The organism is Alcanivorax sp., assembly GCF_002733835.1.
Classification (GTDB): Bacteria; Pseudomonadota; Gammaproteobacteria; order Pseudomonadales; family Alcanivoracaceae; genus Alcanivorax.
The window spans coordinates 22,931-47,327 of the sequence record NZ_NVWY01000039.1 but is presented as its reverse complement, the minus strand read 5'-3'; the positions used below and the strand labels follow the sequence as shown (position 1 = coordinate 47,327).

The window sequence follows — 24,397 nt, the reverse complement described above, 5'->3', positions numbered from 1 at the left end:
TCACGATTCTCGCGACTCCACCAGCCTCAACGAAAAGGTGGGCGATTATCTGGGCGCCCGCCTGGCCCCTGGCGCCACCGGCACCGACACCGGCGGCTCCATCCGCCAACCGGCGGGGCTGAACAACATCACCGGCCTCAAGCCCACCTACGGTCGCGTCTCCCGCTGGGGCATGATTGCCTTTGCATCCAGCCTGGATCAGGCCGGCCCCATGGCACAGAGCGCCGAAGACTGTGCGCTGATGCTGCAGGCCATGGCCGGTCACGATTCTCGCGACTCCACCAGCCTCAACGAAAAGGTGGGCGATTATCTGGGCGCCCTGAAAGACGATATCAGCGGCCTGACCATCGGCATCCCGGAAGAATTTTTCCCGAACACCCTGGATGGCGCCATCGCCGATAACAGCCGTGACGCCATTCGCGAGCTGGAAAAACTCGGCGCCAAGGTGGTGTCCGTGTCCCTGCCCAGCATCAAGCTGTCGGTGCCGGCCTACTATGTGATTGCCCCGGCAGAAGCCAGCGCCAACCTCAGCCGCTTTGACGGCGTGCGTTTCGGCCATCGCTGTGACGACCCGAAAGATTTGGAAGACCTGTACAAACGCTCCCGCTCCGAAGGGTTTGGCGACGAAGTAAAACGCCGCATCCTGGTCGGCGCCTACGCCTTGTCCGCCGGTTACTACGACGCCTACTACCGCCGCGCCCAGCAAGTCCGTCGCCTGATCCGCGACGACTTCGCCCGCGCCTTTGAAAAAGTGGACGTGCTGATGGGCCCCACGGCGCCGGAAACCGCCTTCAAACTCGGCGCCAAAAAGGACGATCCGGTCAGCATGTATATGGCCGACGTCTTCACCATTGGCGTCAACCTGGCCGGCCTGCCGGCGCTGTCCATGCCCACCGGTTTTATCAATGGCCTGCCCACTGGCACCCAGATCATCGGCAATTATTTCCGTGAAGGGCAGATTCTCAACGTGGCCCACAAATATCAGCAGGCCACTGACTGGCACAAGCAAGCGCCAGCGTTTGGAGGTGCACAATGAGTTGGGAAGTGGTTATCGGTCTGGAAGTGCACGTCCAGCTCAACACCGCCAGCAAACTGTTCTCCGGCAGCAAGCTGTCCACCGGCGCAGCACCGAACACCCAGGCCTCACTGGTTGATTTGGGCCTGCCTGGCACCCTGCCGGTGGTCAACCGGGAAGCGGTGCGCAAGGCGGCCCTGTTTGGCCTGGCCATCAATGCCGACATTTGCCGCCACAGTATTTTTGAACGGAAAAATTATTTTTACCCGGACCTGCCCAAGGGCTATCAAACCACGCAGCTGGCCGAGCCGGTTGTCGGTGCAGGCACCGTTGAGATCCAACTTGAAAACGGTGAGAAAAAAATTGTTCGCATCCATCATGCGCACCTGGAAGAAGATGCCGGGAAGTCTTTACACGAGGACTTCCATGGCATGACCGGCATCGACCTGAACCGGGCCGGCACGCCGCTGATTGAAATCGTCAGCGAGCCCGATATGGCAAACGCCGAAGAAGCCGTGGCCTTTGCCCGCAAGTTGCACGCCATCGTCACCTCCATCGGCATCTGCGATGGCGACATGTCCCAGGGCAACATGCGCTTCGATGTGAACATTTCCGTTCGCAAACCCGGCGAGCCACTGGGCACCCGCACCGAAACCAAAAACCTCAACTCTTTCCGCTTCATGGAAAAGGCCATCGCGCTGGAAGTAGAACGGCAGATTGACGTTCTGGAAGATGGCGGCGAAATCGTTCAGGAAACCCGCCTGTACAATGGCGACACGCACACCGCCCGCTCCATGCGCAGCAAGGAAGACGCCAACGACTACCGTTACTTCCCCTGCCCGGACCTGTTGCCCGTCGCAATTACCGATGCCGACATCGAAGAACTGAAAGCGGCCATGCCCGAGTTGCCGGATTCTCGCAAGGCACGCTTCATCAACGACTATCAGCTGTCAGAGTACGATGCAGACCTGCTGTCCGGCTCCATCGCCACTGCCGCGTTCTTCGAAGCAGCCGCCAAAGCCGGCGGTGACGCCAAGCTGGCCGCCAACTGGGTCATGGGTGAACTGGCCGCCAAACTGAACGCCGAAGAAAAAGATATTGCCGACAGCCCGGTTAGTGCGGAACAGCTGGGCCAGCTGATTGCCCGCCTGAAAGACGGCACCATCAGTTCGAAAATTGCCAAACAGGTATTCGAAGCCTGCTGGGCCGGCGAAGGAAACCCGGACGACATCATTGAAGCCAAGGGCCTCAAACAGATGAGCGACACCGGCGAACTGGAAAAAATTGTCGATGACATCATCGCCAACAACGCCGCCCAGGTGGACGATTACCGCAACTCTGATGACGCCAAGAAAAAGAAAAAAATCGGTTTCTTTGTCGGCCAGGCCATGAAGGCCACACAGGGCAAAGCCAACCCGCAACAACTCAACCAGTTGCTCAGGGAAAAGCTAGGGTAAATGATGATGGGTCGGACGTCTGAAGTCGGACGTCTGACGCCTGAAAAACAATCCGTACGGCAGCAATGCGTTCACTGCAAACCCTGCCGCGCCGGGTTTTGACTTTGCGTCCGACGTCAGACTTCCGACGTGCGGCCCCTAACAGGATCCAACCATGACCACGCAAACCTTCCAGAACCGCGTCACCCTGGAAAAGAAAAATGCCATCGCCTACGTCACCCTGAGCCGGGCCGATAAATATAACGGCCTGGATTTCCCGATGATGGAAGGGCTGGTGGAAACCGCCCGCCTGATTCGCAAGGACCGTGAATTACGCGCCGTCATTCTTCAGGGCGACGGCAAGGCGTTCTGTGCCGGGCTGGATTTCGGCACCGTCATGAAGCAGCCGGTAAAACTGCTGCGCAGCTTCACCAAATACGGCATCAAGAAAACCAACCTTTTTCAGGAAGTGTGCTGGTGCTGGCGCGAACTGCCCATCCCGGTGATCGCCGTGCTGCACGGCTATTGCTACGGCGGCGGCATGCAGATTGCGCTGGCAGCGGATTTTCGCATCACCACACCGGACTGCGAAATGTCCATCATGGAAATCAAGTGGGGCATGATTCCCGACATGACAGGCACCGTGACCCTGCGTGAACTGGTGCCCATGGACGTGGCCAAGGAACTGACCATGACCGGGCGATTGTTCAACGGTGACGAAGCCAAAACCATGAACCTGGTCACCCGCGTGGCGACCAACCCCCTGGAAGAAGCTGAAAAACTGGCACAGGCGATCAAGACCCGCTCACCGGATGCCATCAGCGCCAGCAAGGCCCTGTTCCAGCAAAGCTGGAACGTACCGGAAGCCCAGGCTTTCGACGTGGAAAGCAAACTGCAATTCAAAATGCTGCGCAGCAAAAACCAGCGCCGCGCCATGCAGGCCAACATGAAAAAAGAAGCGCCAACATTCGGGCCTCGCGAACGGGATTACTGAACCGATTCGCACACACCGGGGCGCCTTGCCCCGGTGCCTTTCCCTCCTCATCAATCTGCCAAGCGAGCCCTGTTTCCTCTCGGGATCTTGCGGCATACTCAATGCAGAAACCGACCATTATTGAGGCAGCGCATGATTTCTGTAGCCGAAGCCAGCGGCGGCTTTTCCGCCCTGACCCGCCTGTACAAACGTCTCGTCAACGAACTGATCGGTCAGCTACCGCTGCAGCCACAAACCCTGCCGCTGGCGCCCACGGACGATGCCCTGAAGTACGGCATGTGCCGCGACACCACCTACGTGGTGAAAGGCGGTATGCTGGGTATGCGCTGTCAGGACCGCAAGCTGTTCACCTGGGATGAGGGCGACCTGATTCTCCCCGACGCCGGCAACGATGAAATTACCTATTACGCGGAAAGCTCCGTGCTGCTCGGGGCCTACCCCACTGTCGAACTGGTGGATGCGGTTCTCGCCGACGAACACATGGCGCGGCTGTGGACCCGGATTCTTACCACCCAGCAAGGCATGCTGACACGGCTGCTGGCCGCCCATGTGCCCGAAGAGCACCACACCACACCGGGCTTCGCCTATTTTGAGCCCGGCAATATCATCATTCACCAGGGCGAACCCGCCGACTATGTATTCAGCCTGTTCGAAGGTGAAGCGGATGTGCTGGTGGATAATGTGGTCGTCGGTCATGTCAGCGAAGGAGAAGTGCTCGGCGCCATCGCCCTGCTCACGCATTCCCCACGCAGCGCCACGGTGCGGGCCAAATCACGCTGCTCGGTGGTCAAGGTCCCCAAGCACCAGTTCAAGAACCTGATCCGCACCAACCCGGGCATGATCCACAGCCTGCTGACGGACATGGCCCGGCAGGTAAAATCATTGAATGGCCAGGTGGTGGAGCTGTCGGCCTGATCCGACGGCGATCGCCTCCAGGCCAGAAAGCATAACCTCAGCCACCACCCAGGGAGGGCGGCTCACCATGAAACATCTTATCGGATGGGCGTTTCTGATTGTGGTCATCGTTCTGGTTCTGATTGGCGTCATGGCGGAGGACCCGCCGATCATGGCCGAAGGCATGCAGGACACACCGGTCACCACGGACAATCAACCCGGCAACTGACGCGCCGCGCAAACCGGACACTGGGGGTCGCGGGGAATCGCCACCTGACGCCAGCCCAGCGTCCGGCCGTCAAACAAATGCAGCACCGATGCCACCGAGGCACCGGACAGTGTTCGCATGGCCGCCAGGGCCTGCAAGGTTCCCACCACACCGACCACTGGGCCGAGAATCCCCGCCTCGCTACAGGCCAGATCACCGTCCGTGCCGTCCCCGTACACACAGGCGTAGCAGGGGCTGTCTGCGGCGCGCAAATCAAACACTGCCAATTGGCCATCCATGCGAATAGCCGCACCACTGACCAGAGGTTTGGCATGGGCCACGCAGGCGCGATTGATAGCCTGTCGAGTGACGAAGTTGTCGGTGCAATCAAGCACCAGAGTCGCCTCCGCAACGGCGTCATCCAGCCAGGCATCGTCCACGCGCGCCACTGCCGAGCGCACATCCACATCCGCGTTCAATAGTTGCAGTTGATCACGCAGTGCCTCGGCCTTGGGCTGACTCACCTGGTCACCGCGAAACGCCACCTGCCGGTGCAGGTTGCTCAGTTCCACCCGGTCGTCGTCCGCCAGCACCAGCTGCCCGACACCGGCGCCCGCAAGATATAACGCCGCCGGATTGGCCAGGCCACCGCAACCGACGATCAATACCCGGGCGGCTGCCAGCGCCTCCTGCCCGTCCAGATCCAGTTCATTCACCATCAATTGGCGGCTGTAGCGATTGAGTTGCTCGTCGTTAAACATGAAAAGACTCGCTGCATGCAACACGCTTCACGCTGACACGCAAAGCTGGTCTATGAAAGTGACGGCGCAAGCCTGAAGATCGCAAGCAGGCTTTCGCCTACACCGGGTGCTGCCCAAAGGTGACCCGGTCGTTGCCGCCCAGATCCTGTACCGTACCCACCTGCACGAAGCCGGCCTGCGTCAACAGGGTACGCACTGCCTCACCCTGCTCAAAGCCATGCTCCAGCAACAGCCAACCGCCGGCAACAAGTTTGCCAGCGGCTTGCTGAGTAATGGCAGACAGATCCGCCAACCCCTTGTTGGGCGCCACCAGCGCCGAGCGGGGCTCGAAACGCACATCCCCTTCATCCAGATGGTGGTCGCTTTCCTCGATATAAGGCGGGTTGCTAATGATCAGATCAAACGGCCCCGGGCAGGGCGACAGCCAGCTGCCCTGCAAACAGGTCACCGCGGCCCCCAGCCGATGAGCGTTGTCAGCGGCCACCTGCAAGGCGGCCTCACTCAGATCTACCAGGGTGACATGCCACTCCGGCCGCGCCAGCGCCAGGGAAACGCCGATGGCTCCGGTCCCCGTCCCCAGATCCACCACCTGCGCCTCGGCGGGCACATCCAGTGACAGGGCCTTTTCCACCAGGGTTTCCGTATCCGGGCGGGGAATCAGGGTATCGGCGGTCACCCGAAACAAGTGGCCGAAAAATTCCCGCTCGCCGACCAAGTGCGCCACTGGCTCGCCCGCCACCCGGCGGCCAAGCAGGGACGTAAAGTCGGCCTGCTGCGCAGTGCTCAGTTCGCGTTCGGGCCAGGTAAACAGGTAGCTGCGCGGCTTGCCCAGCACGTGACACAACAGCAGGTCCGCATCCAGTGCGGCGCTCGGGGAATCGCTCAACCGGCTACGCGCATCGCGCAGGGCCGCGTCAATGCGCATGGCGATCAGCTCTCGCCCAGCGCGGCCAGTTGATCGGCCTGGTACTCGGCCAGCAAGGCGCCGAGCAATTCATCCATATCCCCTTCCATCAGCTCGCTCAGGCGATACAGGGTCAGGTTGATGCGGTGGTCGGACACCCGGCCCTGCGGGTAGTTGTAGGTACGGATGCGCTCGGAGCGGTCACCGGAGCCTACCAGGGATTTGCGCTCCGCCGCCTGCTCCGCGTGGGCCGCGTTCTGCTGGGCATCATAGAGTTTGGCGCTGAGCAGGCTCATGGCGCGGGCCTTGTTCTTGTGCTGGCTGCGCTCGTCCTGACATTCCACCACCACGCCGGTGGGCAGGTGCGTAATGCGCACGGCAGAATCGGTGGTGTTGACGTGCTGGCCACCGGCGCCGGAGGAGCGGTAGGTATCGATGCGCAGGTCTTCGTTGCGAATGATGATATCGCCCAGCTGCTCGGCTTCCGCCATGATTGCCACCGTACAGGCGGAGGTATGGATCCGCCCTTGGGATTCCGTAGCCGGCACCCGCTGCACCCGGTGGGCCCCGGATTCGAATTTCATGCGCGAATAGACGCCCTCACCGATCACCCGCGCAATCACCTCCTTGTACCCACCGTGCTCGCCCTCACTGGCGCTGACCATTTCCACCTTCCAACCGCGTTGATCCGCATACTTGGAATACATGCGGAACAGGTCGCCGGCAAAAAGGGCCGCTTCGTCGCCACCGGTGCCGGCGCGGACTTCGAGGAACACGTTGGCGCCGTCACGGGGATCTTTCGGCAACATCAGTTTCTGCAGTTCTTCGGCAAGCGCCTCCATGCGCGCCTGGGCATCGCGGGCTTCTTCCGCCCCCATTTCGCGCATATCCGGATCGCTGTCGTCCTGCATGGCTTTGGCCGCATCCAGGTTTTCCGCCGCCTGCTGATACTCCTGATAGCATTTCACCACCGGATCGATTTCCGCGTATTCCCGGGACAAATCACGAAACTGGTTCTGATTGCCGATCACATCCGGGTCAGACAGCAGCCCCGCCAGCTCTTCGAACCGGTCTGCGAGCTTGTCCAGCTTGCCTTGCAATGACGCTTTCATAGAATCCTCTAAAGCACAGCGCTTTATTCAGGGGTGTATTCGGGCGGGCTATTCGTTTTCTTCGGACGAGGAACCCGGATTGTCGAGCAACAGCTCGCGGGCCAGCAACAGGGCTTCGGCGCGACCATCAGCCGCCATTTTTCGCAAGGTCACACTGGGCGTATGCAGCCACTTGTTCACCAGCGAATGCTGAAACTTGCGCAGCACCTGTTCCGCATCCCCGCCATTGCGTAACTGCTGAAGGGCTTTTTCCAGTTCACTCTCCGCCATGCTGGTGCGTTGCTCACGGTAGTCGCGCAACACCCTGACGGCATCCTGCTCACGACGCTGACGGCGATGCCGCACGATGGCGTCACGAATCAATTCCGAGGCTTCCTGGGCCGCCTGCTGACGGGCACGGACATTCTCCTGAATGGCTTCCTGCAGGTGATCCACCGTGTACAGGTAAACGTCGTCCAGCTCACCCACTTCCGGTTCGATATCCCGAGGCACGGCGATATCCACCATGAACATGGGCCGGTGGCGACGTTTTTTCAGGGCCCGCTCTACCATGCCTTTGCCCAGAATCGGCAACGGGGCGGCAGTACAGGAAATCAGGATATCGGCACTTTCCAGCGCCACCGGCAATTCTTCCAGGCTGATGCCCCGGCCGCCCACGGCCGCTGCCAGCTCGCTCGCCCGTTCCTGGGTGCGGTTGGCAATGGTAATTTCCTGCACCTGTTGCTCGCCCAGGTGACGGGCCACCAACTCGATCATTTCACCGGCACCGATCAACAATGCCCGGCTTTTTTTCAGGTCCGCAAAGATGTGGCGGGCAAAGGATACCGCCGCATAGGCCACCGATACCGGATTGGCGCCGATGCCGGTTTCCGTGCGAATGCGTTTGGCCACCGAAAAGACTTCCTGGAACAGGCGCGACAGTTCGCCATTGAGCAGACCCGCTTCGTGGGCACGGGCATAGGCTTCACGCATCTGACCCAAAATCTGGGGCTCGCCCAGCACCAGCGAATCCAGGCCGCCCGCCACCCGCATCATGTGCTCCAGCGCCTGCTCCCCGGAGTGCTGATACAGCACCGTGGACAAACGCTCCGCAGACAAGTGCCGGCTGGATGCCAGCCATTGGGTAAAGTCAGGGGCAGTGTCGTCGGTGAGGCAATACAGCTCGGTGCGATTACAGGTAGACAGCAAGGCAGCCTCGCGCACACCGGGCATCTCACGCAAGCTGGCCAGCGCCGCTTCCGCCTGCTGCGTTGAGAACGCCAGACGTTCGCGTAGCTCCACATCCGCGGTGGTGTGATTGACGCCAACAGCGACTAGATTCATACATTCCTGTGCGCGACAGTGACAGCGGGCGGCCGTGGCCAGCCCGTAAACCCCGAAAAAGCCGGGGCGCAAGGGTGTGGCATTTTGCGCGAAAGCGCCTGCCAAAACAATGTCAGCCCGAAGAGCAAACCGGTATGGTAGCGCACACCACTTCATGGCTTGGGCAATGGCCAATCGCTGTGCCATGATAGCCTAAACAGAAACAGGCATACCGACCTTAATGACCCGTTACGCGATTCTGCCGCTCTGCGGCGCACTCCTGATCCACGGCTGCGCCAGCCAGACCCCGGCCCCTGAGCCCGCCCCGGAACCCACGGCGCCGGTGGCCAGCGCCCCGAATTATGACAGTGAAACACTGTCCGACCTGCTGGTGGCGGAAGTGGCAGCCCAGCGCCAGTCCCTGGGCGTCACCCTCGGCTACTACAGCCGGGCGGCAGAAAGCACTCGTGACCCGGCCGTCATCAGCCAGGCCGCCCAACTGGCCCACTATCTGGAAGATCCGCAGCAAGCTCTGGCCATGAGCGAACTCTGGCTGGAAACCACGCCGGACAGCGAAGAAGCCCTGCAAGTCGCCATCCTCTCGGAAATCCGCCTGGGCAACACGGCAGCGGCCAGCCGGCATCTGGACCAGTTACTCAGCGCCCACGGCGAAGAAGCCTTGGGTCGCCTGGTGACTCAGGCCCGCGGCCTGGACGCACAGGGCAACCTGCAACTGGTCGAAGCCCTGGCCCAGCTCACCGATCGCTACCCGGATCAGGCGCCCCTCTGGTACGCCCGCGCCCTGTGGCTTGAACATGAGAAGCAGCCCGAACCGGCCCTGGACGCCACCGAGCGCGCCCTCAAGTTAATGCCGCGCCATGAAGATGCCCTGCTCCTCAAGGCGCAGCTGCTCTACGAAACCGGCGAACCGAAAAAGGCCCTGCGTCACCTGAAAAAACTGGTCCGCAAATACCCGCAAGCGCGCCGCCCCCGCATCGCCTACGTTCGCATGCTGCTGGCCACCGGCCAGCTGGAACAGGCTGGCGAGCAGCTCACCGTGATGGCGGAGCAAAATCCACAGGATCTGGACCTGCGCTTCTCGCTGGCCCTGCTTGCCCTGGAAGCCGGCGCCAGTGAAGCCGCCGAGACCCAACTCAACGTCCTGCTCGCCCGGAACTATCGCCCAGACGATATTCATCTTTATCTGGCCCAGGCTGCCGAACAGAAGCTGGACATGGACGGCGCCATCGATCACTACCTGAAAGTCGGCGGCCCCCAGGCCATCCGTGCGCGGGTACAGGCTGCGCGCCTGCTATACCAGCAAGGCAACACCAGCCAGGCCCACGCACTGATGCACAGCCTGGCCCAGCAACAGCCGGAACTGCAGGACAGCCTCACCATCACCGAAGCAGAAATGCGCAGCAACAACGGCGATCCACAAGGCGCCATCGCCCTGATCAATAACGCCCTGCGTGACCAGCCCGACAATACCGACCTGCTCTACAGCCGCGCCATGACGGCCGAAAAAGTGGGCAACCTGGCGCAGCTGGAAAAAGACCTGAAGCGCATCATCGCCCTGGACCCGGACGATGCCAGCGCTCTCAACGCCCTGGGGTACACCCTTGGCAACCGCACCGACCGCCTGGACGAGGCCTATCAATACGTCTCCCGGGCACTGGAACTGCGCCCCGACGACCCGGCCATTCTCGACTCCATGGGCTGGGTGCTCTACAAGCGCGGGGAGACGGAAGCCGCCCGGGACTACCTGCGCCGGGCCTATGAAAAATTCCCCGACCCGGAAGTCGCCGCGCATTATGGTGAAGTCCTGTGGGTTCTGGGCGCCCAGAACCAGGCCCGCCAGGTCTGGCGTGACACCCTGGAAAGCGACCCGGACGCCCCCCACATCCGTGAAGTCATGGAAAAACTCGGAGCTCGCCTGTGACCCTGAGCCTTACCCGCATTATTAGCCTGGCGCTGATGGCCCTGGCGTTGAGCGCCTGCCAGCTACGCCCCACCACCACCGCCCAGTTCGAACACCCCGGCCAGATCCAGCAATGGCAGATGAGCGGCAAGCTCGGCTACCGCACCGCCAACGACGGCGGTAGCGCCACCTTTGACTGGCGCCAACAACCCCAGCGGGGCGACATCCATTTTTCCGGGCCACTGGGCTTTGGCAGCGCCGACCTCCGTTGGGATAGCGGCCGCGCCGAACTGATCACCGCCAAGGAAACCTACCAGGCCCGCAGCCCCGGGGAACTGGCCTGGCACCTCACCGGCTTCTGGCTGCCCGTGTCCGCCCTGCAATACTGGGCCCGTGGCCTGCCCTGGCCCGGCGCGCCAGCGGATGCCGAATACGATGATCAGCAGCGCCTGATCTCACTGGAACAACTGGGCTGGTCGCTCACCTTCGATCGCTACGCGCCCATCGCCGGCGTCGCCCTGCCCTACCGCATCAAGGCCCAGCAGAACAGCAACCGTTTCACCCTGCTGATCAAGGACTGGCAGCCCGGCAGCAGCACCCCGTGACCCTGACATTGCCGGCCCCGGCCAAGCTCAATCTGTTCCTGCACATCACTGGCCGCCGCGATGATGGCTACCATCAACTGCAGACCGTGTTCGCCCTGCTCGACCATGGCGACACCCTGGCATTCTCCCCGGCAGACGCCCTGTCACTGCAATGCCACACGGAAAACAACCAGGACGCCCTCCCCACGGATGACAGCAACCTGATTCTGCAAGCCGCCAGAGCACTGCAGGCGCACACCGGCAGCAACAAGGGGGCGGCGATCACCCTGACCAAACGCCTGCCACTGGGCGGCGGCGTGGGTGGCGGCTCCTCCGACGCGGCCACCGCCCTGCTGGGTCTGAACCAACTCTGGGAGCTGGGCCTGACACTGCCAGAGCTGGCCGATATCGGCCTGGCGCTGGGCGCCGATGTGCCCGTCTTTGTGCTGGGGCACAGTGCCTGGGCAGAAGGCGTCGGCGAACAAATTTCCCCCGTCACACTACCAAATGACGCTTTTTTGGTCGTTCACCCCGGAATTCATGTATCAACTGCTCGAATTTTCGGCGACCGGCAATTGACAAGGGATACACCCATCAGTAAATTACCGGCCTCGCTTGAGGCGGTGCTGACCCGCGACTTTCACAACGACTGTGAAGCGGTGGCAACCCGGCATTTTCCGGAAATCGGAAAAACGCTGGACTGGCTCAAGCAACATACGGGTAACGCCCGTATGACCGGCACAGGCGCTTGCTGTTTTTCCCGCCTGGCCGGACTGCAACAGGGGCAGCAATTGCTGCAACAGTTGCCACAACACTGGACAGGTTTCGTCGCTCGAAGCTGTAATACTTCTCCTCTCCACCAGATTCTGGGAGAGACACTGGCGAAGTTTCGAGAGACAAAGAATTCAGGCAAACCCGCCTAAGCGGGCCTGAGACCGAGTGTTGGGGTATAGCCAAGTTGGTAAGGCAGCGGGTTTTGATCCCGTTATTCCCAGGTTCGAGTCCTGGTACCCCAGCCATTTTCTTCTGAGGAACCTCTTACCCTTCCCCTTAGTGGTTCCCAAATTCACGACGCAAGACCCCAGGGGGCGCCAGTGTCCAAGCTCGTCGTTTTCACCGGTAACGCAAATCCCGAACTGGCCAAAGCCATGGTCAACAACCTGAACCTGCCGATCGGCAATGCCGATGTGGGCACGTTCAGCGATGGCGAAGTTGCCGTGGAAATCCAGGAAAACGTGCGCGGCAAAGACGTCTTTATCGTGCAATCCACCTGCAACCCGACCAACAACAACCTGATGGAACTGCTGGTCATGGCCGACGCCCTGCGTCGCTCCTCCGCAGGCCGCATCACCGCCGTTGTTCCCTACTTTGGTTATGCCCGCCAGGATCGCCGCGTGCGCTCCGCCCGCGTGCCGATTACCGCCAAAGTGGTCGCCGACATGATCACCGCCGTCGGCATTGATCGCGTGGTCACCGTAGACCTGCACGCCGACCAGATTCAGGGCTTCTTCGATATCCCGGTAGACAACGTCTACGCCACCCCGTTGATCGTGGCGGACATCGAACGCCAAAACCATGACGACCTGATGGTCGTCTCCCCGGACGTGGGCGGCGTCGTCCGTGCCCGCGCCTTGGCCAAGCAGCTCAACGACGCCGACCTGGCCATCATCGACAAGCGCCGCCCCAAGGCCAATGTGTCCCAGGTGATGCATATCATCGGTGAAGTGGAAGGCCGCACCTGTGTACTGGTGGACGACATGGTCGATACCGCCGGCACCCTGTGCAAAGCCGCCCAGGCCCTGAAAGACCACGGCGCCGCCAAGGTGATTGCCTACATCACCCACCCGATCCTGTCCGGCCCGGCCATCGACAACATTGCCAGCAGCGCCCTGGACGAACTGGTCGTCACCGACACCATTCCCCTGTCCGAAGCCGGCCGCGCCTGCGCCAACATTCGCGTCCTAAGCCTGGCGCCCATGCTCGCCGAAACGGTACGCCGGGTGAACAACGAAGAATCCCTGAGCGCCATGTTCGACCGGCTGGAGCTGGTATAGAACGCCAGACGCCAGATGCTCGACGCCTGACGCTGAAACCCGCTCTTAGAGCGGGTTTTTGCTTTTTGGCGCGTCCGTCATCAGGCGTCTGGCGTCTGGCGTGCTTTTCATGCATAATCGCGCCCCCGCGGAATCCTCCGTGGCTTTATCAACCTCTCTGGCCGACCTGGTCGCGGGAAGCCCGAGAGCATACTGGAGACAGACCATGTCCAATGAATTCCTGCTGAATGCAGAAAGCCGCAGCGATACAGGGAAAGGTGCGAGCCGCCGCCTGCGTCGTCTGCAAGAACGTGTTCCCGGCATCCTCTACGGCGGCGAAGCCGAGCCGCAGATGATCAGCGTTGAGCTGCGCGAGCTGAAAAAAGCCCTGGAAAACGAAGCGTTCTACAGCCACATCCTCACGCTGAAGCTGGACGGTGCCAGTGTACAGGCCGTACTGCGTGACATGCAGCGTCATCCGGCCAAGGGCCACCCGCTGCACGTGGATCTGCTGCGCGTCGACAAGACCCACAAGATCACCATGAACGTGCCCCTGCACTTCATCAACGAAGAAAGCTCTATCGGCGTGAAGAAGCAAGGCGGCGAGATCCAGCACAACTTCGCAGAAGTGGAAGTGAGCTGTCTGCCCCAGCACCTGCCCGAGTTCATCGAAGTGGACATGGCTAACGCTGAAATGGACACCGTGATCCACCTGTCCGACCTGAAACTGCCGAAAGGCGTGGAACTGACCCAGCTCGCACTGGGCGAAGACCACGACCAGCCGGTGGCCGCGGTTCACCAGCCGAAAGTCCGTGCGTCCGCTGATGACGATGCCGACGAAGCGGCAGGCGAAGAAGCCTCAGGCGAGGAATAAGACGCACCGTGGCGGAACCGGTTCGACTGATCGTAGGCCTGGGCAATCCAGGCCGCGAATACGAAGACACCCGCCACAATGCCGGCGTCTGGTATGTAGACGCCCTGGCCCGACGCCAGGGCGTCTTCCTTACCGAAGACAAGAAATATTTCGGCCTCACCGCCACCTTTTCCTTTGAAGGCGAAACCATCCGCCTGCTGGTACCGACCACCTTCATGAACCGCAGTGGTCAGGCCACCGCCGCACTGGCAAACTTCTTCAAGATTCCCGTTACGCAGATGCTGGTTGCTCACGACGAGCTCGACCTGCCCCCCGGCTGTGCCCGCTTCAAGCTAGGCGGCGGCCACGGAGGCCACAATGGTCTGCGCGACATCATCAGCCGACATGGCAATAGCCGCGACTTTTATCGGCTGCGCCTGGGCATCGGCCACCCCGGCTCTGCAGACCGGGTTACCCCCCACGTGCTGAACAAACCCTCCAGCGCCGATCGGGACCTGATCGATCGCGCCATCGATGAAGCCGTCCACCACACCGCCGATATGCTCCGCGGCGACCTGAACGGCGCCATGAACCAACTCAACGGGTTCAAGGCGTAAAGATAGCTTCTGGCTTCCGGCTTCCGGCTTCCGGCTTCCGGCTTCCGGCTTTCAGGATTAGCCCCACCCCAAACGATACCGTCTTTGCTTTTTCTCGAGGCTCGCAGCTCATAGCTCGCCGCTGTTTCCGCTCTGCGGTGGTCGCTTTTTCAGCCCGGCTTCAGTAGCATTGCGGCCTCGAAAAATGGAGGTCTGTCATGGGTTTCAAATGCGGTATCGTCGGTCTGCCCAACGTGGGCAAATCCACCCTGTTCAACGCGCTGACCAAAGCGGGTATTGATGCCGAGAACTTCCCGTTCTGCACCATTGAACCCAACACCGGCGTGGTGCCAGTACCGGACCCCCGTCTGGACAAACTCTCCGCCATCGTCAGCCCGGAGCGGATCATGCCCGCCACCATGGAATTCGTGGATATCGCCGGCCTGGTGGCCGGGGCGTCCAAGGGTGAAGGCCTGGGCAACAAGTTCCTGGCCAACATCCGTGAGACCGATGCCATCGCTCACGTGGTGCGCTGCTTCGACGATGAAAACGTGATCCACGTATCCGGCAAGGTATCGCCGCTGGACGATATCGCCGTGATCAACACCGAGCTGGCCCTGGCCGACCTGGACACGGTAGAAAAAGCCCATCTGCGCGCCACCAAGGCCGCCAAGGGCCAGGACAAGGATGCCAAAGGCTTGCTGCCGGTACTGGACAAGGTGCTGCCCGCCCTGAACGAAGGCAACCCGGCACGCTCCGTAGACCTGAATGACGATGAACGCAAAGCCATCAAGAGCCTGAACCTGCTGACCCTGAAGCCCACCATGTACATTGCCAACGTGGACGAAGGCGGCTTTGAGGACAACGCCTTGCTGGACGCCGTGCGCGAGCTGGCCGAAACAGAAAACTCTTCCGTGGTACCCATCTGCGCCAAAATCGAATCCGAGATTGCCGAACTGGACGACGAAGAAAAAGCCGACTTCCTCGCCGACCTGGGCATGGAAGAGCCCGGCCTGAACCGGGTCATCCGCGCCGGCTTTAACCTTCTCGGCCTGCAAACCTATTTCACCGCAGGCGTAAAAGAAGTCCGCGCCTGGACCGTCAAGGTCGGCGCCACCGCGCCCCAGGCTGCCGGCGTGATTCATACGGATTTCGAGAAAGGTTTCATTCGTGCCGAAGTCACCGGCTACGATGATTACATCGACAACAACGGCGAACAGGGAGCCAAGGAAGCCGGCAAGTGGCGCCTGGAAGGCAAGGAATACATCGTCAAGGATGGTGACGTGGTGCATTTCCGGTTTAACGTATAAGAGCGCTGCACGCACCACGCTTCATGCAACACGCCAAATAAAAAGGCCGCCCTTCCGGGGCGGCCTTTTTATTTGCGCTGTCAACTGTCCACTATCAACCTTCAACTGCTTTTCAGTCTGTTCCGCCCGCATTCACCGGCTCGAAGTCTTCATCTTTCAGCTCCGGCAGCTTCTCATCGCATCCCTGAATGCCCTGCTTTTTCAGGTTGGTGCAGACCCTATCCAGCTTGTTGTCCACGGCGTGCATGTGATCCAGCAGCAAGTGAATCGCTTCGGCCACCGGGTCTGGCATGTCGTTGCTGACACCATAGGCCTGGAAGCCGATCTTCTCGGCCATTTCCTGGCGAGTCTTTTCTTTCTCGGTCAGAGGATGGCTAATCACCCGGCCCGGGATACCGACCACCGTCGCCCCTTCCGGGACTTCCTTGGTGACCACGGAATTGGAGCCGATCTTGGCATTCTTGTGCACCGTAAACGGCCCCAGCACCTTGGCTCCCGCACCAACCACCACACCGTCTTCCAGAGTCGGGTGGCGCTTGCCCTTGCTCCAGCTGGTGCCTCCCAGGGTAACACCGTGATACAGCGTCACGTCATCACCGATTTCTGCGGTTTCACCGATCACCACACCCATGCCGTGATCAATAAAGAAACGCCGGCCGATTTTGGCACCGGGGTGAATTTCGATACCGGTGAGCCAGCGCGAAAACGTGGATAGTAGCCGCGCCAGTTGTTTGAAGTTGCGCATCCATAGCCCATGGGCCAACCGATGGAAAAGCACCGCGTGCAAACCGGGATAGTTGAGCAACACTTCCAGCGTATTGCGGGCCGCCGGGTCCCGGTGAAAGACCGAACGGATGTCCTCGCGCACTTGATCAAACATAACCACCTCAACTTCGAAGCCTTGGGCCTGGGCCCGTTAGGATGACGCCAATAACCGTTTGTTACGGCACATCAGCCATCATCTCGCGGCATTTTTTTCTCCAACGCCACCAATACGCCCCGCAAAATGCTCATTTCCATTTTGTCCGGTCGGGCGCGCATAAACAAACGGCGCATGCGCGTCATCACCTGGCCGGGCTGCTCCGGATTCAGGAATCCACTCTGTGCCATCACCTTTTCCAGGTGGTCCAGAAAACCGGATACCGCTTCGTTGGTGGCCGGCGGCTCATCCCAGAACATTTCCGGCAACGGCATCACTTCGCGACGGGAACGGGATTCCTGCAGCTCAAAGTCGTCCCCCAGCAACGCCAGGCGCAGCTCGTAACTGATTAATTGGACCGCCGACGCCACATTCAAGACCCCATACTCGGGATTGGTGGGCACGCTCACATGAAGGTTGCAGCGGCGCAGCTCGTCGTTGGTCAGCCCCCGATCTTCACGACCGAACAACACCGCAATGCGGGTATCCTGCGGCGCATTGGCCAAATCATGGGACAGCTGTGCCGCCAACTGACGTGGAGTCAGGCAAGGCCACGGAATGCGCCGCTGACGGGCACTGGTGCCTATCACCAGAGTGGCGCCTTCCAGGGCCTCGTCCACGCTGTTGCATACCTGTGCAGCTTCCAGCACATCGCCGGCACCGGAGGCCCGCGCCGTCGCCTCCACGCTGGGGTAGGCCTGCGGCTGCACCAGACGCAGATCCGACAGGCCCATGGTTTTCATGGCCCGGGCAGCCGCGCCGATATTGCCGGGATGGGAGGTTTCCACCATCACAATGCGCACATTTTCCAACATGGGAGGCCTCTCGTTTAAAAAGGCGCTAATCTTAACACGGCGGCTGCCCTGATCGCGCGGGCTCTGCTACAATCCGCGCCCCGGAACGGGAACCCCGAGCTTCCCTGCCCCGCGCTCTTTAAAGGAGCCTCTGAAGAACGCCTTGCGCGCTCAGTCTTTCAGGCTGGCCCGCAATCTAGGCGCACTTTTGAAGGTGTATGTCGATCCATCGAAAAAGGGCAACAACGAGTGCGGGCCAGCCTGGATGACCCGGAGGGCGTGGTCTGAAGCGCCCATTTGCTGCGCCTTGCCTCTAGGGAAGGGAACCACCCTGCCCGTCGAGACAAGACACAACAACTGCACGCTTCAGACCACGCTGAGCACACAAGGCGTTCTTCACAGGCTCCTAGCTGTTACGCCACACGTCATATTGAGGATAGATGCCATGCATGCGCCGCAAGTGAATATCGCCCTGCGAGCCGCCCGTCAGGCGGGAAATCTGATTCGCAGAGCTGCTGAAAGCAGTGATCCCGTGTCTGTCACGAAAAAGGGCATGAACGACTTCGTCACCGAAGTGGATCGCGCTGCGGAAGCGCGCATCATCGATGTGATTCGCAAGGCCTACCCGGACCACAGCATTCTGGCTGAGGAATCCGGTGTTATCGAAGGCAGTGGCGACGGTAAAGACTACCAGTGGATCATCGACCCACTGGACGGCACGACCAACTTCATCCATGGCTTCCCCCAGTACTGCGTCTCCATTGCCCTCAAATTCAAAGGCAAAATCGAGCATGCGGTCATTTACGATCCCAACCGCGACGAAGAATTCACCGCCAGCCGTGGCCGTGGCGCCGCTCTCAATGGCCGCCGTATTCGCTGTACCAATCGAGCCAGCCTGGAAGGCTGCCTGATCGGTACGGGTTTCCCGTTCCGCAAGGACCAGGCCCCGCACATGGACGCCTATCTGGGCATGTTCGCGGATATCGCCGCCTCCACCGCCGGCCTGCGTCGCCCCGGTTCCGCCGCCCTGGACCTGGCCTGGCTGGCCGCCGGCCGGCTGGACGGCTTCTTTGAATTCGGCCTGGCCGAATGGGACATGGCCGCTGGCGTACTGCTGATTACCGAAGCCGGTGGCCTGGTTGGTGACCTGAGTGGCGGCCACAAATACCTGGAAAGCGGCGGCATCGTGGCCGGCAGCCCGAAAGTCTTTAAGGGCTTGCTGCAAAAAATCAAACCCCACCTGAACGACAGCCTGAAGCGCTAACCCCCGCATAGCCTGGCTTTGCTCCCTTCCTCCCGCTGCGGAGGAAGGGTTTTTCCTGCCCCACCGCCATCCTGTTTTGTAAAAACTCCTTAGACTTCAATACGAAAGTGCTGTCTGCGGCATGGACATCTCGGCACGCTTTGCTAGCGTGTCAGATATAACGGTTCAGCAAGGAGACGCTTCATGGCAACGGTTTCTCTCACAGACAACGCGCTGTTCCGCCAGCAGTGCTACATCAATGGCCAATGGTGTGATGCTGATGACGGCGCCACCTTTGCGGTCGACAACCCGGCCAACGGAGAAGACATCGGCACCTCTCCGCGCATGGGCGAAGCCGAAACCCGCCGCGCCATCGACGCCGCTCATCAGGCCTTCCCTGGCTGGCGTGATAAAACTGCCGCCGAGCGGGCCAACCTGCTGATGGCCTGGCACGATCTGATGATGGAGCACCAGGAGGACCTGGGCCGCCTGATGACCCTGGAACAGGGCAAGCCTCTGCCCGAGGCCAAAGGGGAAATCGCCTATTCCGCCTCTTTCCTGAAATGGTTTGCCGAAGAAGCGCGCCGGGCCTATGGCGATACCATTCCCGCATCCAAACCCGGCCAGCAGATCGTGGTGATCAAGCAACCCATTGGGGTCACCGCCGCGATCACGCCCTGGAACTTCCCCTCCTCCATGATTACCCGCAAAGCCGGCGCCGCTCTGGCCGCAGGCTGCACCATGGTGGTCAAACCAGCCAGCGCCACTCCCTACTCAGCCCTGGCGCTGGCCGAACTGGCCGAGCGTGCCGGCATTCCTGCCGGGGTTTTCAACGTTATCACTGGCAGCGCCGGCGCCATATCCACGGCAATCACCGACTCCCCCATTGTCCGTAAACTGAGCTTCACCGGCTCCACCGAAGTGGGCAGCCAGCTGATGGCCCAGTGCGCCAAGCACATCCAGAAAGTGTCACTGGAGCTGGGTGGCAACGCCCCTTTCCTGGTGTTCGACGATGCCAACCTGGATAAAGCGGTTGAAGGCGCCATGGCCAGCAAGTTTCGCAACACCGGCCAGACCTGCGTGTGCGTGAACCGCTTTCTGGTACAGGAAAGTATCCACGATGCCTTTGTGGAGAAGTTCAAGGTTGCCATTGAGGCAATGAAAGTGGGTGACGGCTTTGAAGAAGGCGTTTCCCAGGCTGCCCTGATCAACCGGGGTGCTTCCGATAAAGTCATGGAGCATCTGGAAGATGCACTGGGCAAGGGCGCCCGGGTTATCACCGGTGGCCAGCGCCACGAACGGGGCGGCAGCTTCGTTCAGCCCACGCTGATCACCGGCGTTTCCACCGATGCCCAACTCTGCCAGGACGAAACCTTCGGGCCGCTGGCAGCCATCATTCCCTTTAAAACGGAAGAAGACGCCATCCGCATCGCCAACGACACCCCCTATGGGCTGGCTGCGTACTTCTACAGCGACAATATCCACCGCTGCTGGCGCGTGGCAGAGGCACTGGAAAGCGGCATGGTCGGCGTCAACGAAGGGTTGATTTCCAATGCCACCGCCCCGTTTGGCGGGGTCAAGGAATCCGGCCTGGGCCGCGAAGGCTCCCACCAGGGCATGGAAGAGTACCTGGAAACCAAATACCTGTGCATGGGCAGCTGAAGGACACAAAAATCGCTGTAGGAGCGCCGCTTGAGGCGCGAATGATACGGAGTAAGTAACGAGACGCGAGTAACGAAAATCAAACCCGGGCCCGTATCGCCTTTCGCGACTCACATCTCGTTACTCGTATCTTGCCGGTTCTGGCCTGCAGTGGCTTAGTCAGAAAGGAGGCGGAATGGGACAAACGCTAAACATCGCCCTGCTCCCCGGCGACGGCATCGGCCCTGAAGTCATGGCCGTGGCCGAACAAGCACTGACACTGCTGATCGACCGCTTTCAGTTGCCGCTGTCCTTTAACGCTTTCCCTTGGCCATCTCATGCCTGGCACCAGCAACACGGGCAGATGATGCCGGATGATGGCGTGGACCAGTTACGCGCCTTTGATGCCATTTTGTTGGGCGCCCTGGGCGATCCGGGGCCACTGGATGATCCGGACCGTTTTGTGCTGCCCGACAGCATTTCTCTCTCGCCGCTGCTGGCACTGCGCAAACAACTGGACCTGTGGGCCTGTGAACGGCCAGCCCGCTGGCAGCCCGGCGCGCCCCAGTACCTCAGCGATCCCCGCGCCAACGATGTGGACATGCTGGTGATTCGCGAAAACAGCGAAGGGGAATACAGCAACCAGGGCGGTCGCCTGCGAGCCGGCACGCCCCACGAAGTGGCCACCCAAGTGGAAGTGTTCACTGCCTCAGCCACCGAACGGCTGATCCGCCATGCCTTTGAACGGGCCCGCCAGCGGGCGACCCAACGTCATCGGCCGCGCCAGTTCAAAAACGAAAAAGCCTCACAGGTCTGCCTGATCACCAAACGTAATGCCCAGCCTTTCTGGGGCGACCTGTACACCGAAACCTTCCTGCGCGTGGCCCAGGAGTATCCGGATGTGGACACCCACCACGAACTGGTGGATGCGGCCTGCATGAAATTTGTCCAGTGCCCCTGGCGTTTCGATGTGGTGGTGGCCAGCAACCTGCACGGCGACATTCTCACCGACTTGGCGGCGGTGCTCTGCGGCGGCCCCGGGCTCGCCCCATCCGCCAACCTGAATCCGGCCGACAGCAGCATTCCCGCGCTATTTGAACCGGTTCACGGCAGCGCACCGGACATCGCCGGGCAGAATCTGGCCGACCCCCGTGCCACCCTGCTCAGCCTGGCCATGACCCTGGAATGGCTCGCCCCGCATCACCCGGCCCTGGGCAATGCGGCACAACATCTGCATGACACCGTGAAGGCGGATCTGGCCAGGGAAAGCGGAACGCCTGAACACAGGCCACAGGGCGCTCGGATGAGCGGCACTCGGGAAACAGGACAACGGCTTTATGCATTGCTGGCTTCGTAGAATCAGCCGGTAACGCCAATTCACCAGCGCGGCGTATTCTCACTCCCCGCTGGCATCAAGCTGCACAGGTGAACGGCAAGCGTCTCACCGGCAATACCGCAGCAGGCAACGACGGCAATGAGCGATGAGAAAGGAGGCACCATGAGTCATTTGTCCCCCTTGCTGGTTCAGTCCAGCGAGATTTGCGCGGAGCGCGGCGAAGGTAGCTGGCTCTACGATGAAAAAGGCAACCGCTGGCTGGATTTCACCTCCGGCATCGGCGTGACCTCCACCGGCCACTGCCACCCCAAAGTGGTCGCGGCCACCCAGGCGCAGGTCGCCAAACTGGTTCATGCACAGTACGCCACCGTCACACACCCCAACATGCTGGCCCTCACCGACCGACTCTACGAACACCTGCCCAAAGGGCTTGATGCGGTAGCGTTTTCCAACTCCGGCAGCGAGTCCGTTGAGGCGGCTATTCGCCTGGCGCGCCAGGCCACCGGCCGCACCAATTTGATCGCCTTCCGTGGAGGCTTCCACGGCCGCACCCTGGCTGCGGCCTCGCTGACCACCTCTACCAGCAAGGTGCGTACCGGCTGGCAACCGCTGATGGCCGGGGTCAGCATTGCGCCGTTCCCCCATGCCTATCGCTATAAGCAGGACATGGATCAGTGTGTCACTGACTGCCTCAACGAGCTGGACCATATCTTCGCCACCGAGTGCAACCCGGCCGACACCGCCGCCATGATTATCGAACCGGTGCAGGGCGAGTACGGCTATTACCCCGCCTCGGCCGCCTTCATGAAAGGCCTGCGCGAGCGCTGCGACAAACATGGCATCCTGCTGATTGCTGATGAAATCCAGGCCGGTTTCGGCCGCACCGGCAAGTTCTGGAGCCACGAACATTTCGATGTAAAACCCGACATTATTATCACCGCCAAAGGGCTGGCCAGTGGTTATCCGCTATCCGCCATTGCCGCCAGCCGTGACCTGATGACCCACGGCTACCCCGGCTCCCAGGGCGGCACCTACGGCGCCAACGCGGTGGCCTGCGCGGCGGCCCTGGCCACCCTGGACGTCATTGAGGAAGAGCAGCTGGTGCCCCGTGCCGACAAGCTCGGCCAGCAGCTTCTTACTCACTTGCAGGGCCTGCAAAAACAGCATGACTGCATTGATGAAATTCGCGGCATGGGGCTCATGCTGGGCCTGGAAATTGTCAGCGCCCCCCACACCCCGGATGGCGACCGCGCCGGCAAGCTGCTCAAGCATTGTGAGAATAACGGCATGCTGATGTTGCGCTGCGGCACCCAGGGCCAGGTGGTACGCTGGTTGCCACCGCTCACCGTCACCGAAGCGGAAATCGAAAAAGCGGTAGAACTGTTTGATGCCGCACTGAAAGAGACGTGAAGAGCAGCTTCGAGCTACTAGCTGCTAGCTACAACAACGCGTTTCGAAGCAGTAGTTGCATCAAGGCTTTCACTGCGCACTCTTGCCAGTGCGGAGTAACTAGAAGCTAATAGCTAGCCGCTGAATTTAAGGAGATTCGATGACAGACACCACCATCACCGTCCTGCTGGCCGAAGACGAACCCGCCCTGCCCGGTCTGGAGTCTCTGGACGGCCTGGCACGGGTTCAGGAAGCGCGGACACCGGCACAGTTAAAAAGCGCGCTACCGGAGACCGACATTCTGGTGGTCACCGATTTCCGCACCGACCTGCTGGAGGAAGTGTGGCCGGATAACTGCCCGGTGCGCTGGGTCCATGCCACCAGTGCCGGCGTGGATGCGCTGATGATCGACCCGATCAAACACAGTGACATCGTGGTCACCAACGCCCGCGGCATTTTCGACCGCGGCATCGCCGAATACGTGCTGGGCGCCCTGCTGATGTTCGCCAAGGACACGCTCGGCAACCTGGCACTGAAAGAGCAGCACCGCTGGCAACACCGGGAAACCCGCATGCTGCGCGGCGCCAATGCATTGATTGTAGGCGCCGGCTCTATTGGCCGGGAAGTGGCCACGGTACTTCGCGCCATGGGCATGAAAGTGATCGGCACCGCCCGCCATGCACGCCAGGACAGTGCCTTTGACCGGGTCCACCGGCAACAGGATTTGCCTGCTCTGCTCGGCGATGCAGATTACGTGGTAATCACCGCACCGCTAACGCCAGACACCAACGGCCTGTTCGATGCCGCCACCTTCCGGCAGATGAAGCCCGGAGCGGCTCTCGTTAACGTGGGGCGCGGGCCCATCGTGTGCACCGATGCCCTGGTGCAGGCCCTGCAACAGGGCCGGCTGGCTGGCGCGGCTCTGGATGTGTTCGAGGAGGAACCGCTGCCCGCCAATCACCCATTATGGAATCACCCCAAGGTGATGATCTCGGCCCACATGGCCGGGGACTTCATTGGCTGGCGCCAGGCACTGGGCCAGCAATTTGTCGATAACTTCCACCGCTGGCGCCGGGGTCAGCCACTGGACAACCCCGTCAGCAAGGAACACGGCTATGTAACCAACCGGTGAGCCCGCCGCGACAGGCCACC

General features: G+C 61.0%; 23 protein-coding genes and 1 tRNA gene. 18 read left to right on the top strand and 6 right to left on the bottom strand.

Going from position 1 to position 24,397, the window contains the following annotated elements; all coding sequences use genetic code 11:
* The 5 genes from COA55_RS14340 to COA55_RS14320 all read left to right on the top strand — a co-directional run.
* A partial coding sequence (locus tag COA55_RS14340; RefSeq protein ID WP_290502691.1) for an amidase family protein occupies nt 1–1,036 on the top strand: 1,036 nt, incomplete at its 5' end.
* Nucleotides 1,033–2,472, top strand: a complete 1,440-nt coding sequence (gene gatB / locus COA55_RS14335) for an Asp-tRNA(Asn)/Glu-tRNA(Gln) amidotransferase subunit GatB (RefSeq protein WP_290502690.1) — start codon at nt 1,033–1,035, stop codon at nt 2,470–2,472. The genes COA55_RS14340 and gatB, both read left to right, overlap by 4 nt.
* 154 nt (nt 2,473–2,626) lie before the next feature.
* Nucleotides 2,627–3,445, top strand: coding sequence for a crotonase/enoyl-CoA hydratase family protein (locus COA55_RS14330; RefSeq protein WP_063520786.1), 819 nt, complete (start codon nt 2,627–2,629; stop codon nt 3,443–3,445).
* Between the two features lie 132 nt (nt 3,446–3,577).
* Nucleotides 3,578–4,360, top strand: coding sequence for a cyclic nucleotide-binding domain-containing protein (locus COA55_RS14325; protein WP_063520787.1), 783 nt, complete (start codon nt 3,578–3,580; stop codon nt 4,358–4,360).
* Between the two features lie 67 nt (nt 4,361–4,427).
* Complete coding sequence (locus COA55_RS14320) at nt 4,428–4,568, top strand: hypothetical protein (RefSeq protein WP_156497061.1); 141 nt, start codon at nt 4,428–4,430, stop codon at nt 4,566–4,568.
* On the opposite strand, the gene moeB is transcribed toward COA55_RS14320, so the two are convergent.
* The 4 genes from moeB to hemA all read right to left on the bottom strand — a co-directional run bounded on the left by moeB (nt 4,553) and on the right by hemA (nt 8,647).
* Nucleotides 4,553–5,308, bottom strand: coding sequence for a molybdopterin-synthase adenylyltransferase MoeB (gene moeB / locus COA55_RS14315; protein ID WP_290502689.1), 756 nt, complete (start codon nt 5,306–5,308; stop codon nt 4,553–4,555). The genes COA55_RS14320 and moeB overlap by 16 nt on opposite strands.
* 97 nt (nt 5,309–5,405) lie before the next feature.
* Nucleotides 5,406–6,233, bottom strand: coding sequence for a peptide chain release factor N(5)-glutamine methyltransferase (gene prmC / locus COA55_RS14310; protein WP_290502688.1), 828 nt, complete (start codon nt 6,231–6,233; stop codon nt 5,406–5,408).
* Between the two features lie 5 nt (nt 6,234–6,238).
* Nucleotides 6,239–7,324: a peptide chain release factor 1 gene (gene prfA, locus COA55_RS14305; protein WP_290502687.1), complete on the bottom strand. Its 1,086-nt coding sequence runs from the start codon at nt 7,322–7,324 to the stop codon at nt 6,239–6,241.
* A 48-nt stretch (nt 7,325–7,372) separates the two neighbouring features.
* Nucleotides 7,373–8,647 (bottom strand): glutamyl-tRNA reductase, encoded by a 1,275-nt coding sequence (gene hemA, locus COA55_RS14300; RefSeq protein ID WP_290502686.1) that lies wholly within the window; start codon nt 8,645–8,647, stop codon nt 7,373–7,375.
* 220 nt (nt 8,648–8,867) lie between these two features.
* On the opposite strand from hemA, the gene COA55_RS14295 reads away from it, so the two are divergent.
* The 8 genes from COA55_RS14295 (at nt 8,868) to ychF (ending at nt 15,923) form a co-directional block, all read left to right on the top strand.
* Nucleotides 8,868–10,568 (top strand): tetratricopeptide repeat protein, encoded by a 1,701-nt coding sequence (locus tag COA55_RS14295; protein WP_290502685.1) that lies wholly within the window; start codon nt 8,868–8,870, stop codon nt 10,566–10,568.
* On the top strand, nt 10,565–11,152 hold the full coding sequence (gene lolB, locus COA55_RS14290) for a lipoprotein insertase outer membrane protein LolB (protein WP_290502684.1): 588 nt from the start codon (nt 10,565–10,567) through the stop codon (nt 11,150–11,152). The genes COA55_RS14295 and lolB overlap by 4 nt, the downstream gene beginning before the upstream one ends.
* Complete coding sequence (gene ispE, locus COA55_RS14285) at nt 11,149–12,054, top strand: 4-(cytidine 5'-diphospho)-2-C-methyl-D-erythritol kinase (RefSeq protein WP_290502683.1); 906 nt, start codon at nt 11,149–11,151, stop codon at nt 12,052–12,054. The genes lolB and ispE overlap by 4 nt, the downstream gene beginning before the upstream one ends.
* 20 nt (nt 12,055–12,074) lie before the next feature.
* Nucleotides 12,075–12,150 (top strand) — tRNA-Gln (locus tag COA55_RS14280).
* A 75-nt stretch (nt 12,151–12,225) separates the two neighbouring features.
* A complete protein-coding gene (locus tag COA55_RS14275) occupies nt 12,226–13,185 on the top strand; it encodes a ribose-phosphate diphosphokinase (protein ID WP_007149324.1) in 960 nt (319 codons plus the stop codon).
* A gap of 205 nt (nt 13,186–13,390) precedes the next feature.
* On the top strand, nt 13,391–14,038 hold the full coding sequence (locus COA55_RS14270; protein ID WP_063521359.1) for a 50S ribosomal protein L25/general stress protein Ctc: 648 nt from the start codon (nt 13,391–13,393) through the stop codon (nt 14,036–14,038).
* Between the two features lie 8 nt (nt 14,039–14,046).
* Entirely contained in the window at nt 14,047–14,634 is a 588-nt protein-coding gene (gene pth / locus COA55_RS14265; RefSeq protein WP_290502682.1) for an aminoacyl-tRNA hydrolase, read from the top strand.
* A gap of 197 nt (nt 14,635–14,831) precedes the next feature.
* Nucleotides 14,832–15,923 (top strand): redox-regulated ATPase YchF, encoded by a 1,092-nt coding sequence (gene ychF / locus COA55_RS14260; protein ID WP_290502681.1) that lies wholly within the window; start codon nt 14,832–14,834, stop codon nt 15,921–15,923.
* A 112-nt stretch (nt 15,924–16,035) separates the two neighbouring features.
* On the opposite strand, the gene cysE is transcribed toward ychF, so the two are convergent.
* Entirely contained in the window at nt 16,036–16,803 is a 768-nt protein-coding gene (gene cysE, locus COA55_RS14255) for a serine O-acetyltransferase (protein ID WP_290502680.1), read from the bottom strand.
* 71 nt (nt 16,804–16,874) lie between these two features.
* On the bottom strand, nt 16,875–17,657 hold the full coding sequence (locus COA55_RS14250) for an RNA methyltransferase (protein WP_155133425.1): 783 nt from the start codon (nt 17,655–17,657) through the stop codon (nt 16,875–16,877).
* A gap of 424 nt (nt 17,658–18,081) precedes the next feature.
* Between COA55_RS14250 and suhB the strand changes: the two genes are divergently transcribed.
* The 5 genes from suhB to COA55_RS14225 all read left to right on the top strand — a co-directional run bounded on the left by suhB (nt 18,082) and on the right by COA55_RS14225 (nt 24,377).
* The gene (suhB, locus tag COA55_RS14245) at nt 18,082–18,900 is read left to right on the top strand and encodes an inositol-1-monophosphatase (RefSeq protein WP_063519191.1); all 819 of its coding nucleotides are present in this window, start codon (nt 18,082–18,084) and stop codon (nt 18,898–18,900) included.
* A 183-nt stretch (nt 18,901–19,083) separates the two neighbouring features.
* Nucleotides 19,084–20,541, top strand: a complete 1,458-nt coding sequence (locus COA55_RS14240) for an NAD-dependent succinate-semialdehyde dehydrogenase (RefSeq protein WP_290502679.1) — start codon at nt 19,084–19,086, stop codon at nt 20,539–20,541.
* Nucleotides 20,542–20,716: 175 nt separating this feature from the next.
* Nucleotides 20,717–21,877 (top strand): isocitrate/isopropylmalate family dehydrogenase, encoded by a 1,161-nt coding sequence (locus COA55_RS14235; RefSeq protein WP_290502678.1) that lies wholly within the window; start codon nt 20,717–20,719, stop codon nt 21,875–21,877.
* 141 nt (nt 21,878–22,018) lie between these two features.
* A complete protein-coding gene (locus COA55_RS14230; protein ID WP_290502677.1) occupies nt 22,019–23,266 on the top strand; it encodes an aspartate aminotransferase family protein in 1,248 nt (415 codons plus the stop codon).
* A gap of 139 nt (nt 23,267–23,405) precedes the next feature.
* Complete coding sequence (locus COA55_RS14225; protein WP_290502676.1) at nt 23,406–24,377, top strand: D-2-hydroxyacid dehydrogenase; 972 nt, start codon at nt 23,406–23,408, stop codon at nt 24,375–24,377.
* Nucleotides 24,378–24,397: the final 20 nt, after the last annotated feature.

What these genes read in the sequence shown, in the direction of transcription:
- ychF (WP_290502681.1), top strand. Translation starts at nt 14,832, where the DNA reads ATGGGTTTCAAATGCGGTATCGTCGGTCTGCCCAACGTGGGCAAATCC.
- COA55_RS14225 (WP_290502676.1), top strand. Translation starts at nt 23,406, where the DNA reads ATGACAGACACCACCATCACCGTCCTGCTGGCCGAAGACGAACCCGCC.
- COA55_RS14325 (WP_063520787.1), top strand. Translation starts at nt 3,578, where the DNA reads ATGATTTCTGTAGCCGAAGCCAGCGGCGGCTTTTCCGCCCTGACCCGC.
- gatB (WP_290502690.1), top strand. Translation starts at nt 1,033, where the DNA reads ATGAGTTGGGAAGTGGTTATCGGTCTGGAAGTGCACGTCCAGCTCAAC.
- prmC (WP_290502688.1), bottom strand. Translation starts at nt 6,233, where the DNA reads ATGCGCATTGACGCGGCCCTGCGCGATGCGCGTAGCCGGTTGAGCGAT.
- COA55_RS14235 (WP_290502678.1), top strand. Translation starts at nt 20,717, where the DNA reads ATGGGACAAACGCTAAACATCGCCCTGCTCCCCGGCGACGGCATCGGC.
- prfA (WP_290502687.1), bottom strand. Translation starts at nt 7,324, where the DNA reads ATGAAAGCGTCATTGCAAGGCAAGCTGGACAAGCTCGCAGACCGGTTC.
- suhB (WP_063519191.1), top strand. Translation starts at nt 18,082, where the DNA reads ATGCATGCGCCGCAAGTGAATATCGCCCTGCGAGCCGCCCGTCAGGCG.
- COA55_RS14320 (WP_156497061.1), top strand. Translation starts at nt 4,428, where the DNA reads ATGAAACATCTTATCGGATGGGCGTTTCTGATTGTGGTCATCGTTCTG.
- COA55_RS14330 (WP_063520786.1), top strand. Translation starts at nt 2,627, where the DNA reads ATGACCACGCAAACCTTCCAGAACCGCGTCACCCTGGAAAAGAAAAAT.
- hemA (WP_290502686.1), bottom strand. Translation starts at nt 8,647, where the DNA reads ATGAATCTAGTCGCTGTTGGCGTCAATCACACCACCGCGGATGTGGAG.
- COA55_RS14250 (WP_155133425.1), bottom strand. Translation starts at nt 17,657, where the DNA reads ATGTTGGAAAATGTGCGCATTGTGATGGTGGAAACCTCCCATCCCGGC.
- COA55_RS14230 (WP_290502677.1), top strand. Translation starts at nt 22,019, where the DNA reads ATGAGTCATTTGTCCCCCTTGCTGGTTCAGTCCAGCGAGATTTGCGCG.
- moeB (WP_290502689.1), bottom strand. Translation starts at nt 5,308, where the DNA reads ATGTTTAACGACGAGCAACTCAATCGCTACAGCCGCCAATTGATGGTG.
- cysE (WP_290502680.1), bottom strand. Translation starts at nt 16,803, where the DNA reads ATGTTTGATCAAGTGCGCGAGGACATCCGTTCGGTCTTTCACCGGGAC.
- COA55_RS14295 (WP_290502685.1), top strand. Translation starts at nt 8,868, where the DNA reads ATGACCCGTTACGCGATTCTGCCGCTCTGCGGCGCACTCCTGATCCAC.
- COA55_RS14270 (WP_063521359.1), top strand. Translation starts at nt 13,391, where the DNA reads ATGTCCAATGAATTCCTGCTGAATGCAGAAAGCCGCAGCGATACAGGG.
- COA55_RS14240 (WP_290502679.1), top strand. Translation starts at nt 19,084, where the DNA reads ATGGCAACGGTTTCTCTCACAGACAACGCGCTGTTCCGCCAGCAGTGC.